We start from the raw sequence: 13,621 nt of genomic DNA, 5'->3' as shown, positions 1-13,621 counted from the left end.
GCGCCTACCAGGCGGGGTAGTTCGCCGGTGCCACGAACGGCGCCATGACGCTCAGCCGGTACGTGACGTCGACGGCGAAGTCGTCGCCGATGCCGCCCACCGCGCGCAGCAGGTGCTCACCCGGCGGCAGCGCCGGGACCAGCGCCCACAGGCCCCAGATCGTCATGGCCACCGGCTTGGTCCGGAAGGTGACCACGTTCATCGCCCGCCCGGCGACGGGGAACGGCACCGGGGTGGTGATCACCTCGGGCTCCACCGGCATCCCGTCGACGGCGAGGGACCCGTAGGCACCCTCGACGACCAGCTGCCCGTGCTCGGCCCGCTCCCACACGTTGAACAGCGGGAGGAAGAGGTCGCGGCCCTCGGGGACGACGCAGCGCCGCTCCACCGTCTTGCCGTACGAACCGGCGAGGAACCAGACGTCCTCTGGCTGGTTGGCCGCGGCGAGCTCGCCGGTCTTGTCGTCGATCGGGTCGTTGATGCCGCCGGCGGCGACCCACTGCAGCCAGCGGGCGGCCAGCCCCTCCTTGGAGCGCGGGTCGTACGGCAGGGCGGGCGCGTCGTCGGCGCCACCGCGGCGGGAGAAGAGCGACATGGACGGCGACGCTAGGTCGGCCGGCCGCGCGCGCCCGGGAGGCACGGGGCGACGTCGTCCCCGCCGTCCCACTCGTCCCGCGAGATCCGCGATCTCGTGGCCTCCGGCGCTCGGAGGCCACGAGACCGCGGATCTCGCGTCGGGTTCTCAGACCCGGACGATCGCGGCGACCGGGCCGCCGCCGGAGGGCCCCTGGTGGACGGCGGCGACCGAGACGAACACCGCCGGGTCGCCGGTCACCGACGCCGCGACGCCGCCGACGGTGGCCTTGATCTGCCGGTGCCAGAAGACGTCGGAGTCGTCGAGCATCGCGTTGCGCCGACCGCGGACGTAGCCGGTCGGGTCGGCCTCGCACTTGAGGAAGACGTTGACCAGCCGGTCGCCGAGGTCGCTGACGTGCGGGCGCTCGGGGAGGTCGAGGCCGGCCTGGCGGATGGCGTCCCAGATGCCGTCCTGGTCGAGCGCGTCCTTCATCACCGAGTGGCCGATCCGGTAGTTGCCGCCGTGGCCGCGGGCGTTGCCGACGACGACGATCTGCGCCCGGTCCAGCTCCACGCCCGAGGAACAGGAGGCGACGGAGCTGTACAGCGACAGGTCCCGCATGACCTGCTCCTGCTTCGGCATCTCGATCTCGCCCAGCGCCACGCCGATGCCCAGCGCGGTCGTGCCGTTGGACAGGTCCATCGAGCCGTGCGGCTCGTCGTAGTAGGTGTCCTTGCCGCGGGCCTTGGCCTCGCGGATCGTCTCGATGGTCAGCAGCGGCGTCTTGGTCTGCACGTAGTGGACGTCGGCCGGGTCGGTGATGCCGGCCTCCGCCATGGCCCGGCGCACACCCTCGGCGACCTTCTCCACCATGGGGATGCGGCCGATGTCCTCGGGCAGGATCACGTCGCTCATCGCGTAGCCGACGGTCAGCCGCGGCTCGTCGGTCTTCTCGACGGCGTCCTCGGGCAGCGTCGCGAAGATGGTGGCGTGCGGGCTGATCACGCCGTCCGTACCGCCCGACCACACGATCGGGATCTGCGCGACCTCCTCCTTGCTCCGCGAGCCCTTCTCGAGCAGGACCTCGCGGAAGGCACGGTCGGCGATGATCCGCGTGTAGTCGTTGACGCCGCCGTTGCCCTCGGTCTTGCCGATCACGGCGATGACCCGGTCGGCCTCCATGACGCCGTCGTCGATGAGCTTGGCCAGCTCGGAGGCGTCGCTGACGTTGTGCAGCGGGACCTTGCGGACCTCGATGGGTGCGGGCACGGCTTACCTCTCTCTACTCGGTGAGGACGGTGCCGGCGTCGTCTCCGGCGACGGCGTCGGCGATGTGCTCGAGCGACGTGATGACGGCGCGACGTGCTGTGCCGTCGGACGGCGCCCGCTCGACGAAGCGCAGTGCTGCCTCCACCTTGGGGCCCATGCTGCCGCGCGCGAACTGGCCGGCCGCGGCGTGCTCGCGCAGCTCGGCGGCGGTGACCCGGCCGAGCGGCCGCTGCTCGGGCCGGCCGAAGTCGACCATCACGTTGGGGACGTCGGTGGCGATGACCAGCGTGTCCGCGCCGAGCTCGTGCGCCAGGATCGCCGCGGTCAGGTCCTTGTCGATGACCGCCTCGATGCCGCGCAGCGCGTGCCCGGGCTGACCGTCGTCCACGACCGGGATGCCCCCGCCGCCGGCGCAGACGACGACGAAACCGGCGAGCGCCAGCGCGTGGATGGCGGGGTAGTCGACCACCGACCGGGGCTCGGGCGAGGCGACCACGCGCCGCCAGCCCCGTTCGCCGCGGTCCTCCCAGATCTGGCCGTGAGCGATGAAGCGCTCGGCCTCCTCCCGGGACACGAAGCGACCGACCGGCTTCGACGGCTCGCGGAAGCCGGGGTCGTCGGCGTCGACGAGCGTGCGGGTGACCAGGCCGGCGGTGCGCTGGGTCAGCCCGCGGGCCTCCAGGGCGGCGTCGAGCTCGTCGGCCAGGGTGAAGGCGATGGTCGCCTGGGTCTGCGCGACGTTCCAGTCCAGCGGGACGGGCGGGACGACGTGCGCCGCCATCTCGTTCTTGACCAGCAGGTTGCCCACCTGAGGGCCGTTGCCGTGCGTCAGCACGACCTCGGCGCCGGTCGCGACGACGTCGGCGATGTGGGCGGAGGCCGCCGCGATCGCGTCCCGCTGCGCGCTCGGCGTGGCGGAGCCGTCGGGCCCGGTCATCGCGTTGCCCCCCAGCGCGATCACGACCCGTCGGGCGGCCGCCTGGTCCGCGGCGACGACGGAGGCGGCGGCCCGGCGCATCCGCGCCCGCAGCCGGTCGGCCACGGTGCCGTCATTGCTCACCCGGCGGAGCCTAGCGGCGTTTCTCTTAGCGGTGAAGTAGTTGTCCGGGGTGAGAAAGCGTCCGGAGTTGTCGGCGGTTGGCGGCAGACTGCGGGCATGGTGAGCTGGCGGGAGTTCCAGCAGGAGGCGCCCGACCTGGCCACCCGCGTGCGGGCGGCCTTCGGTCGCGGCAAGCACGCGACCATGGCCACCCTGCGGGCCGACGGGTCCCCGCGCATCAGCGGGACCGAGGTCGAGTTCAGCGACGACGGCGCGCTCCGATTGGGCTCGATGCCCGGGGCGGTCAAGGCGCGCGACCTGCTGCGGGATCCGCGCGTCGCGCTGCACAGCCCGACCGCGGAGCCGGGAGAGGGCGGCGCGGACTGGCCCGGGGAGGGCAAGGTGGCGGGGCGGGCGGTCGCGAAGCCGGACACGAAGGACGGCGCCCACGTGTTCGACATCGACCTGCACGAGGTGGTGTGGACCGGCCTGGACGAGACCCGGAGCCTGCTGGTCATCCAGTCGTGGCACCCCGGCCGCGGGTTGGAGGAGCGGCGCCGGAAGTGATCCGCGGCGCTCAGCGGGGCTCGGCCGGCGGGCCCTGGCCCGTCGCCAGCGCCTTCTGGGTCCAGGCGACGTCGTGCCAGCGGCCGTGCTTCCAGCCGATGTTCTTGTAGACACCGATCGGCTCGAAGCCCAGGGCCCGGTGCAGGCCCTCGCTGGCGGGGTTGGGCAGGGTCATGCCGGCGACGGCGGTCCGGAACCCGCGCGCGGCGAGTCGCTCCAACAGCGCCTCGTAGAGCGCGCGGCCCGTGCCGCTGCGCCGTCGTCCCTGCTCGAGGTAGACGCTGACCTCGCAGGACCAGCGGTAGGCCGCCCGCTGCTTGTAGGGGCCGCCGTAGGCGTAGCCGACCACCCGGCCGTCGTCCTCGGCCACGACCCAGGCGTGGTTCTTCTGCGCCGTGGCGATCCGCTCGGCCATCTCGGCCGGTGTCGGTGGCTCGTACTCGAAGGTGATCGCGGTGTCGGTGACGTAGGGCGCGTAGATGGCGGCGCAGGCGGCGCCGTCCTCCGGCGTCGCGTCGCGGATCGTCGTCACCGGCGCCAGAAGTCGAACCGGTCGCGACCCTGCCGGAACCCTGCCGCCTCGACGATGTCGACCGCGAGGTCGAAGCGCTGGCCGACCGAGCGCGGCTGGTGGGCGTCGCTGCCGAAGCTGATCGCGTCCCCGCCCTCCTCGCGGAACCACCGCACCAGGTCCACCGAGGCCAGCGGGCTGCTCGTGTTGACCTCGAGCGCCCGGCCGGTGCCGGCCAGCGCCCGGAACACGGCCCGGTACTCCTCCTCGAAGTCCTTCTCGACGAACCGGTCCGTCCCCCCGGGCCAGTAGCGGCGCGGGAAGTCGACGTGCGCCAGCACCTGGAAGACGTCGCTGGACTCGACCATGTCCACGACCTCGGCCAGATAGCGGCGCATCGTGCCGTCGGGGTCCGACCACAGCAGCCGGGTGACACCGACCAGGTGCCCGTCCAGCTCCAGCGAGTGCAGGGAGCCGAGGATCCGGTCGACCGGCGACTGCTCGAGGTGGCGGCCGAGGCTCGCGGCGAACAGGTGCGGCTCGCCGGCCTCCACGCCCGACCAGATCCGCAGCTGGGGGAAACGCTCCCGGCACTCGGCGATGTCGGCGAAGTAGCCCTCGACGTCGATCGGCAGCTGCTGGCCCGGGTGGCGGCCGAGCATCCCGGACGTCGTGGCGCGGTCCTCGTCGTGCCAGACCGTGAAGTCCAGGTGCTCGGTGAACGCGATCGCCGGCAGGCCCTCGGCGACCGCGCGCGTGCAGGCGCTGATCATCGAGGCGGAGTCCGCGGTGTCCCAGGACCACTCGGTGTGCACGTGGTTGTCCGGCGGTCGCATCACCGCCGATTCTGCTCTCCCTCCACAGGTCTCGGCGCGGGCGGGGCCTCCTGTCGGTGCCGCTGCCTACTGTCGGACGGGTGAGCGCTCCCCCTGCCGGCCTGACCACCTCCGTGGGCGAGGAGGCCCTCGCCGTCCTCCGGGAGCTGACCGGCCGCCCCGACGCCGTCTTCCGCGAGGGGCAGGACGCCGCCGTCGCCGCGCTGGTCGAGCGCTCGCAGCGCGCGCTGGTCGTGCAGCGCACCGGGTGGGGCAAGTCGGCGGTCTACTTCGTGTCCACGGCGCTGCTGCGCCGGCGCGGCACCGGCCCGACGCTGCTCGTCTCGCCGCTGCTCGCGCTGATGCGCGACCAGGTGGCCGCGGCGTCGCGAGCCGGCATCCGGGCGGTGGAGATCTCCAGCGCCAACGCCACCGAGTGGGACGACGTCGCCGCCCGCCTGGCCGCCGACGAGGTGGACGTACTGCTGGTCTCGCCCGAGCGGCTGACCAACCCGCGGTTCCGCGAGGAGCAGCTGCCGGACCTCGTGCGCCGCTGCGGGCTGCTCGTCGTCGACGAGGCGCACTGCGTCTCCGACTGGGGGCACGACTTCCGGCCCGACTACCGCCGGATCCGCGACCTGCTCGGCACCCTGCCTCCCGGCACCCCCGTGCTCGCAACGACCGCCACCGCGAACGAGCGGGTGGTCGCCGACGTCGCCGAGCAGCTCGGCGCCGGTGGCGTCGAGGTGACGACGGTGCGCGGACCGCTGGCCCGCGACTCCCTGCGCCTCGGCGTGCTGCGGCTGCCCACGGACCGCGCCCGGCTGGCCTGGCTGGCGGCACACCTCGGCGACCTGCCGGGCAGCGGGATCGTCTACACGCTCACCGTCGCCGCGGCGGAGGAGACCGCCGCGCTGCTGCGCGACGCCGGTTACGACGTCCGGGCCTACACCGGCCGGCTCGACGATGCCGACCGGAAGGAGGCAGAGGAGGCGCTGCGGGCCAATCGCGTGAAGGCACTGGTCGCCACGTCGGCGCTCGGCATGGGCTTCGACAAGCCCGACCTCGGGTTCGTCGTCCACCTGGGTGCGCCGTCCTCCCCGGTCTCGTACTACCAGCAGGTCGGCCGTGCGGGCCGCGCCGTGGAGTCGGCCGACGTCCTGCTGCTCCCCGGGCCGGAGGACCTCGCGATCTGGCAGTGGTTCGCGACGTCGTCCATGCCGCGGGAGGACCACGCTGCCGCCGTACTCACGGCGATGGCGGACGGCAAGGCGTGGTCGGTGGCGCGGCTGGAGACGGTCGCCGACGTCCGCCGGTCGCGGCTCGAGCTGCTGCTCAAGGTGCTCGCCGTCGACGGGGCGGTGGAGCGCGTGCAGGGCGGCTGGCGCTCCACCGGGCAGCCCTGGGTCTACGACGGCGACCGCTACGCCCGCGTGCACCGCACCCGGGAGGCCGAGCAGCGGGCGATGATCGCCTACGCGAAGCCCGTCGACGAGGCGCTGTGCCGGATGGCCTTCCTGCAGGAGGCGCTCGACGACCCCACCGCCGCCCCGTGCGGCCGCTGCGACGTCTGCGCGGGTCCCTGGTACGCGGTGGACGTGCTGGCGGGGGCCGCCGAGGCCGCGGCCGCCGTGCTGGACCGGCCGGGCGTGGAGCTCCCGCCGCGGGCCCAGTGGCCGACCGGCGCCGACCGGCTCGGCGTCGAGGTGAAGGGCAAGATCTCGCCCCACGAGCAGCTGGCCCCCGGCCGGGCGGTCGCCCGGCTCACCGACCTGGGCTGGGGCCAGCGGCTGCGCAGCCTGCTCGGGGACGACGGCGTCGGCGGGGTCGTGGACCTGGAGGCGCCCGGCATCGAGGAGGATCCCGACGCCGCCTTCGACGTGCCGGTCCGCCGGTCGGTGTCGGACCTGCCTCCGGACGACGAGCTGCTGGCCGCCTGCGCCCGGGTGCTCAAGGCGTGGGACTGGGCCGAGCGCCCCGGGGCGGTCGTCGCGATGCCGTCCCGGCGCCGCCCCACGCTGATCACCGGGGTGGCGCAGGGGCTGGCCCGGATGGGACGTCTGCCTTTCCTGGGGGCGCTCTCGCTCGCCCACGGCGGGCCCACCGGCCAGCCCGGTGGCAACAGCGCCTTCCGGCTGGCGGGGGTGTGGGGGCGCATCGTCGTCGGGCCGGAGCTGGCCGAGGTGCTTTGCTCCATCGGCCCCGCGCCGGTGCTGCTGGTCGACGACCTCGCCGACTCCCGGTGGACGATGACCGTCGCCGGTCGTGAGCTGCGCCGGGCGGGAGCTGGCGCGGTGCTCCCGTTCGCGCTCGCCCTGACGGCCTGACCTCCGGTTCTCCACAGGTTTTCGCACACATGTGCGAAACGTGGAGTAGCGTGCCGGCATGACCCTGGCGCACCAGCCCTCGATGTGGGACCTCGCCGAGGAGGCCGCTCTCACCCCGCTGGTGGGCGCGGTGGTCCGGCACGAGCTGAGCCGCGGGGCCTGGGTGGACCACCTGCCGGGCTGGGTCACCGGTTCCGACGCCGTCCTCGAGGTGCTGCTCGGCGACATCGGGTGGCGTGCCGACCGGCGGCAGATGTACGACCGCGAGGTGGCCGTCCCCCGGCTGCTGCGCTGGTACGCCGGCCACGAGGAGCTGCCGCACCCGCTGCTGACGGACGCGCGCGAGGCCCTGAACCGCTACTACGCGGCGGAACTCGGCGAGCGGTTCGTCACGGCGGGGATGTGCCTCTACCGGGACGGCCGGGACAGCGTGGCCTGGCACGGCGACCGGATCGGCCGTGGCCGTTCCCAGGACACGATGGTGGCGATCGTGTCCTTCGGCTCTCCGCGGCCGCTGATGCTGCGCCCTGCTGGTGGCGGTGGCCCCAGCCTCCGCTTTCCCCTGGGGCACGGGGATCTCGTCGTGATGGGCGGCTCGTGCCAGCGCACCTGGGAGCACTGCATCCCGAAGACGACAAGCCGGTGGGGCCGCGCGTGAGTGTCCAGTTTCGGCCCGCCGGCGTCCTCTGACCCAGGCGGCACCCGTCAGGGGGTGGTCGCGCGCCGGTGACCCATGGCCGGCTGTGACTGGGCGCTGTGTCAGGTGTTCCACCGGGTGCGACAGAGGTCCCCGTGAGGCGTGGCCCGACTCTCACGTGAACCGAAATACGGGGCCCCACCTGCGGCGTTGTGCCGATGTCCGGCTGGGACGACGGTCCGGACCGAGACCCCCCGTGCAGAGGGTGTTCCGGGTCGTGTACCTTCGTCTCCGTTGCGCCGCCGGGCCCGAAAGGGCCCCGGAGAAACCCGCCGGGTGAACATCTCCGAGAGCGGCGTACAGTGGAAAAAGTCGCCAGTGACGAAGCCCGTGAGGGTCTAGTTGTTGCGCGTCCGCTCCTTGAGAACTCAACAGCGTGCCGAAAGTCAGTGCCAAGTAACAACCCCTTTGTGGGTTTCTTTGGGTTGATTGACATCAAGAGTGCTAGCTCTTGGTTCTCGGCCTGGTTTCGAATTCATCTACGGAGAGTTTGATCCTGGCTCAGGACGAACGCTGGCGGCGTGCTTAACACATGCAAGTCGAACGGTGAACCCGCTTCGGTGGGGGATCAGTGGCGAACGGGTGAGTAACACGTGGGCAACCTGCCCTCAGCTCTGGGATAACTCCAAGAAATTGGGGCTAATACCGGATATGTCCGCTGACCGCATGGTCGGGTGGTGGAAAGGGTTTCCGGCTGGGGATGGGCCCGCGGCCTATCAGCTTGTTGGTGGGGTAGTGGCCTACCAAGGCGACGACGGGTAGCCGGCCTGAGAGGGTGACCGGCCACACTGGGACTGAGACACGGCCCAGACTCCTACGGGAGGCAGCAGTGGGGAATATTGCGCAATGGGCGAAAGCCTGACGCAGCGACGCCGCGTGGGGGATGACGGCCTTCGGGTTGTAAACCTCTTTCAGCAGGGACGAAGCCGTGAGGTGACGGTACCTGCAGAAGAAGCACCGGCCAACTACGTGCCAGCAGCCGCGGTAATACGTAGGGTGCAAGCGTTGTCCGGAATTATTGGGCGTAAAGAGCTCGTAGGCGGTTCGTCGCGTCGGCTGTGAAATCCCGGAGCTCAACTCCGGGTCTGCAGTCGATACGGGCGGACTGGAGTTCGGCAGGGGAGACTGGAATTCCTGGTGTAGCGGTGAAATGCGCAGATATCAGGAGGAACACCGGTGGCGAAGGCGGGTCTCTGGGCCGATACTGACGCTGAGGAGCGAAAGCGTGGGGAGCGAACAGGATTAGATACCCTGGTAGTCCACGCCGTAAACGTTGGGCGCTAGGTGTGGGGGCCATTCCACGGTCTCCGTGCCGCAGCTAACGCATTAAGCGCCCCGCCTGGGGAGTACGGCCGCAAGGCTAAAACTCAAAGGAATTGACGGGGGCCCGCACAAGCGGCGGAGCATGTTGCTTAATTCGATGCAACGCGAAGAACCTTACCTAGGCTTGACATGCACGGAAATCTCCCAGAGATGGGGGGTCCGTAAGGGCCGTGCACAGGTGGTGCATGGTTGTCGTCAGCTCGTGTCGTGAGATGTTGGGTTAAGTCCCGCAACGAGCGCAACCCTCGTTCCATGTTGCCAGCACGTAATGGTGGGGACTCATGGGAGACTGCCGGGGTCAACTCGGAGGAAGGTGGGGATGACGTCAAATCATCATGCCCCTTATGTCTAGGGCTGCAAACATGCTACAATGGCCGGTACAAAGGGCTGCGATACCGTGAGGTGGAGCGAATCCCAAAAAGCCGGTCTCAGTTCGGATTGGGGTCTGCAACTCGACCCCATGAAGTTGGAGTCGCTAGTAATCGCAGATCAGCAACGCTGCGGTGAATACGTTCCCGGGCCTTGTACACACCGCCCGTCACGTCACGAAAGTCGGTAACGCCCGAAGCCGGTGGCCCAACCCCCTGGGAGGGAGCCGTCGAAGGCGGGATCGGCGATTGGGACGAAGTCGTAACAAGGTAGCCGTACCGGAAGGTGCGGCTGGATCACCTCCTTTCTAAGGAGCACTCACCGCCCGGGAGCCCCGGGTGGTGCAGGGCCACGCCAGAACAGGAGCGGCGCCCGTGGTGGGTGCTGCCGGGTCGTCTGGGTGGTGCTCGAGGGTGGAACGCTGACCAGTTCGGCCGGTGCGTCCGGTGGGCGCCGCTAGTACTGCACTCCCGTCCGCGGGGTGCGTGGAGCGCGGTGTGCTCGGGGGGGTCGGTCGTAGGCACGCTGTTGGGTCCTGAGGGAGCGGGCATGCTTCCTTGCCGACAGGGCCGGTTGTCTGTCGTACCGCCCGGGGCCGTGGGTTCCCGGGGCCGGCGGCGGAGGCTCAACCGGTGGCTGTTTGTTCGTTGAGAACTGCACAGTGGACGCGAGCATCTTCTGACTCTGTTTTGCAGGGTGTGTAGGCCCGCCCGGATCGCCGGACCCTCTTCGGGGGTGTGGTGGTGTGGGTGGGGTTTTGTTGTGTCAAGTTGGTAAGGGCACACGGTGGATGCCTGGGCACCAGGAGCCGATGAAGGACGTGGGAGGCTGCGATAAGCCTCGGGGAGCTGCCAACCGAGCGTTGATCCGAGGGTGTCCGAATGGGGGAACCCCGCACCAGTCATGTGGTGTGACCCGCGCCTGAACACATAGGGCGTGTGGAGGGAACGTGGGGAAGTGAAACATCTCAGTACCCACAGGAAGAGAAAACAACCGTGATTCCGTGAGTAGTGGCGAGCGAAAGCGGAGGAGGCTAAACCGGTCGCATGTGAGACCCGGCAGGGGTTGTGCGGTCGGGGTTGTGGGACGATCCAGCCATTTCTGCCGGAGTGGCGGGGAGTGAGAAAGCGGCGTCGTTAGTGGAAGGCCTCTGGAAGGGGTCGCCGTAGAGGGTGAGAGCCCCGTACACGAAAGCGTGTCGCCTCCCGGATCTGTTTCCCAAGTAGCACCGAGCCCGTGGAATTCGGTGTGAATCCGGCGGGACCACCCGCTAAGCCTGAATACTCCCTGGTGACCGATAGCGGACAAGTACCGTGAGGGAAAGGTGAAAAGTACCCCGGGAGGGGAGTGAAATAGTACCTGAAACCGTGTGCCTACAAGCCGTGAGAGCCTTAGCCGCATCCGTGTGGCGGGGTGATTGCGTGCCTTTTGAAGAATGAGCCTGCGAGTTAGTGGTACGTGGCGAGGTTAACCCGTGGGGGGTAGCCGTAGCGAAAGCGAGTCCGAACAGGGCGCCTTTGAGTCGCGTGCTCTAGACCCGAAGCCGAGTGATCTACCCATGGCCAGGTTGAAGCGCGGGTAAGACCGCGTGGAGGACCGAACCCACCAGGGTTGAAAACCTGGGGGATGAGCTGTGGGTAGGGGTGAAAGGCCAATCAAACTCGGTGATAGCTGGTTCTCCCCGAAATGCATTTAGGTGCAGCGTCGCGTGTTTCTTGCCGGAGGTAGAGCACTGGATGGCCTAGGGGGCCCACAAGCTTACTGAAGTCAACCAAACTCCGAATGCCGGTAAGTGAGAGCGCGGCAGTGAGACTGCGGGCGATAAGGTTCGTAGTCGAGAGGGAAACAGCCCAGATCATCGGCTAAGGCCCCGAAGCGTGTGCTAAGTGGAAAAGGATGTGGGATCGCAGAGACAACCAGGAGGTTGGCTTAGAAGCAGCCATCCTTGAAAGAGTGCGTAATAGCTCACTGGTCAAGTGGTTCCGCGCCGACAATGTAGCGGGGCTCAAGCACACCGCCGAAGCCGTGACACTTCAGCACGTCCCCGCCGCCGGCCTCGAGTCGGCGGCCAGGGGCTGGGGTGGGTAGGGGAGCGTCGCGTGGTGGGTGAAGCGGCGGAGGGATCCAGCCGTGGACGCCACGCGAGTGAGAATGCAGGCATGAGTAGCGAGAGGGGAGTGAGAAACTCCCCCGCCGGAAGACCAAGGGTTCCTGGGCCAGGCTAATCCGCCCAGGGTGAGTCGGGACCTAAGGCGAGGCCGACAGGCGTAGTCGATGGACAACGGGTTGATATTCCCGTACCCGCGAAGGAGCGCCCATGCCGAACCCGGCGATGCTAACCACCCGAAACCGCGCCGAGCTTTCGAGCGAGGCGCGGCGGAGCGTGGGACCCGGACTGGTAGTAGGCAAGCGATGGGGTGACGCAGGAAGGTAGTCGGGCCGGTGAGTGGTAGGACCGGTGCAAGGGTGTGGCCCGTGGGGTAGGCAAATCCGCTCCACATCAGGGTGAGGCCTGACGCATAGCCGAATGAGGCGAATTCGATGATCCTATGCTGCCGAGAAAAGCCTCTAGCGAGTTCCGAGCGGCCCGTACCCCAAACCAACTCAGGTGGTCAGGTAGAGAATACCGAGGCGATCGAGCGAACTGTGGTTAAGGAACTCGGCAAAATGCCCCCGTAACTTCGGGAGAAGGGGGACCCCAGCCCGTCAACACCCTCGCGGTGGGCGGCGGGAGGGGGTCGCAGAGACCAGTGAGAAGCGACTGTTTACTAAAAACACAGGTCCGTGCGAAGTCGTAAGACGAGGTATACGGACTGACGCCTGCCCGGTGCTGGAACGTTAAGGGGACGGGTTAGCTCTTCGGGGCGAAGCTCAGAACTCAAGCGCCAGTAAACGGCGGTGGTAACTATAACCATCCTAAGGTAGCGAAATTCCTTGTCGGGTAAGTTCCGACCTGCACGAATGGCGTAACGACTTCTCAGCTGTCTCAACCACAGGCTCGGCGAAATTGCACTACGAGTAAAGATGCTCGTTACGCGCGGCAGGACGGAAAGACCCCGGGACCTTCACTACAGCTTGATATTGGTGTTCGGTTCGGCTTGTGTAGGATAGGTGGGAGACTGGGAAGCGGGCACGCCAGTGTTCGTGGAGTCGCCGTTGAAATACCACTCTGGTCGAATTGGATGTCTAACCTCGGTCCGTGATCCGGATCAGGAACAGTGTCAGGTGGGTAGTTTAACTGGGGCGGTTGCCTCCCAAAATGTAACGGAGGCGCCCAAAGGTTCCCTCAGCCTGGTTGGCAATCAGGTGTCGAGTGCAAGTGCACAAGGGAGCTTGACTGCGAGACCGACGGGTCGAGCAGGAGCGAAAGCTGGGACTAGTGACCCGGCACCGGCAGGTGGAAGCGGTGTCGCTCAACGGATAAAAGGTACCCCGGGGATAACAGGCTGATCTTCCCCAAGAGTCCATATCGACGGGATGGTTTGGCACCTCGATGTCGGCTCGTCGCATCCTGGGGCTGGAGTAGGTCCCAAGGGTTGGGCTGTTCGCCCATTAAAGCGGTACGCGAGCTGGGTTTAGAACGTCGTGAGACAGTTCGGTCCCTATCCGCCGTGCGCGTAAGAGACTTGCGAAGAGCTGTCCCTAGTACGAGAGGACCGGGACGGACGAACCTCTGGTGTGCCAGTTGTACCGCCAGGTGCACTGCTGGTTGGCTACGTTCGGCAGGGATAACCGCTGAAAGCATCTAAGCGGGAAGCTCGCTTCAAGATGAGGTCTCTCACCTCCACGAGAGGGTAAGGCCCCCGCCCAGACCAGCGGGTTGATAGGCCGGAAGTGGAAGCACCGCAAGGTGTGCAGCTGACCGGTACTAACAGGCCGAGGACTTGACACACTCATCTACTTGTTCTCCTGCCGGCAGCGGCAGGGAGATCTCGCGTCCACTGTGCGGTTCTGAACGCACAAACCAGCCCACCCCCACCCGGGGTGCCCGGTTTGACATGTTCACAGCGTTACGGCGGCCATGGCGAGAGGGAAACGCCCGGACCCATTCCGAACCCGGAAGCTAAGCCTCTCAGCGCCGATGGTACTGCCCCGGGGACGGGGTGGGAGAGTAGGACGCCGCCGGA

General features: G+C 68.4%; 8 protein-coding genes and 3 rRNA genes. 6 read left to right on the top strand and 5 right to left on the bottom strand.

What is annotated here, in order from left to right; all coding sequences use genetic code 11:
- Positions 1-4: 4 nt before the first annotated feature.
- The 3 genes from ACWIYF_RS00055 to ACWIYF_RS00045 all read right to left on the bottom strand — a co-directional run bounded on the left by ACWIYF_RS00055 (position 5) and on the right by ACWIYF_RS00045 (position 2,906).
- Complete coding sequence (locus ACWIYF_RS00055) at positions 5-595, bottom strand: hypothetical protein (protein ID WP_448626066.1); 591 nt, start codon at positions 593-595, stop codon at positions 5-7.
- Positions 596-742: 147 nt separating this feature from the next.
- Positions 743-1,846: a barbiturase gene (bar, locus tag ACWIYF_RS00050; RefSeq protein WP_448626065.1), complete on the bottom strand. Its 1,104-nt coding sequence runs from the start codon at positions 1,844-1,846 to the stop codon at positions 743-745.
- Positions 1,847-1,859: 13 nt separating this feature from the next.
- Positions 1,860-2,906, bottom strand: a complete 1,047-nt coding sequence (locus ACWIYF_RS00045) for a carbamate kinase (RefSeq protein WP_448626064.1) — start codon at positions 2,904-2,906, stop codon at positions 1,860-1,862.
- Between the two features lie 96 nt (positions 2,907-3,002).
- On the opposite strand from ACWIYF_RS00045, the gene ACWIYF_RS00040 reads away from it, so the two are divergent.
- Entirely contained in the window at positions 3,003-3,452 is a 450-nt protein-coding gene (locus ACWIYF_RS00040; RefSeq protein ID WP_448626063.1) for a pyridoxamine 5'-phosphate oxidase family protein, read from the top strand.
- Positions 3,453-3,462: 10 nt separating this feature from the next.
- Here ACWIYF_RS00040 and ACWIYF_RS00035 read toward each other — a convergent pair whose 3' ends face one another.
- Complete coding sequence (locus ACWIYF_RS00035) at positions 3,463-3,984, bottom strand: arsinothricin resistance N-acetyltransferase ArsN1 family B (protein ID WP_448626062.1); 522 nt, start codon at positions 3,982-3,984, stop codon at positions 3,463-3,465.
- A complete protein-coding gene (locus tag ACWIYF_RS00030; protein WP_448626061.1) occupies positions 3,981-4,799 on the bottom strand; it encodes a PHP domain-containing protein in 819 nt (272 codons plus the stop codon). The genes ACWIYF_RS00035 and ACWIYF_RS00030 overlap by 4 nt, the downstream gene beginning before the upstream one ends.
- An 80-nt stretch (positions 4,800-4,879) precedes the next feature.
- Between ACWIYF_RS00030 and ACWIYF_RS00025 the strand changes: the two genes are divergently transcribed.
- The 5 genes from ACWIYF_RS00025 (at position 4,880) to rrf (ending at position 13,621) form a co-directional block, all read left to right on the top strand.
- The gene (locus ACWIYF_RS00025; RefSeq protein WP_448626060.1) at positions 4,880-7,105 is read left to right on the top strand and encodes a RecQ family ATP-dependent DNA helicase; all 2,226 of its coding nucleotides are present in this window, start codon (positions 4,880-4,882) and stop codon (positions 7,103-7,105) included.
- Between the two features lie 58 nt (positions 7,106-7,163).
- Positions 7,164-7,763, top strand: coding sequence for an alpha-ketoglutarate-dependent dioxygenase AlkB (locus ACWIYF_RS00020; protein ID WP_448626059.1), 600 nt, complete (start codon positions 7,164-7,166; stop codon positions 7,761-7,763).
- Between the two features lie 517 nt (positions 7,764-8,280).
- Positions 8,281-9,801 (top strand): 16S ribosomal RNA (locus ACWIYF_RS00015).
- Between the two features lie 456 nt (positions 9,802-10,257).
- Positions 10,258-13,386, top strand: a 23S ribosomal RNA gene (locus ACWIYF_RS00010).
- A 119-nt stretch (positions 13,387-13,505) separates the two neighbouring features.
- Positions 13,506-13,621, top strand: a 5S ribosomal RNA gene (gene rrf / locus ACWIYF_RS00005).
- The 16S, 23S and 5S rRNA genes sit together here, the layout of an rRNA operon.

This window comes from Geodermatophilus sp. URMC 64 (genome assembly GCF_053502555.1).
Note: the sequence above shows the minus strand (reverse complement) of the source record. Positions and strands in the feature narration are given on the sequence as shown.

Excerpts from the sequence above, each read along its gene's own strand:
- ACWIYF_RS00055 (WP_448626066.1), bottom strand. The coding sequence starts at position 595 with ATGTCGCTCTTCTCCCGCCGCGGTGGCGCCGACGACGCGCCCGCCCTG.
- ACWIYF_RS00030 (WP_448626061.1), bottom strand. The coding sequence starts at position 4,799 with ATGCGACCGCCGGACAACCACGTGCACACCGAGTGGTCCTGGGACACC.
- ACWIYF_RS00020 (WP_448626059.1), top strand. The coding sequence starts at position 7,164 with ATGACCCTGGCGCACCAGCCCTCGATGTGGGACCTCGCCGAGGAGGCC.
- ACWIYF_RS00040 (WP_448626063.1), top strand. The coding sequence starts at position 3,003 with ATGGTGAGCTGGCGGGAGTTCCAGCAGGAGGCGCCCGACCTGGCCACC.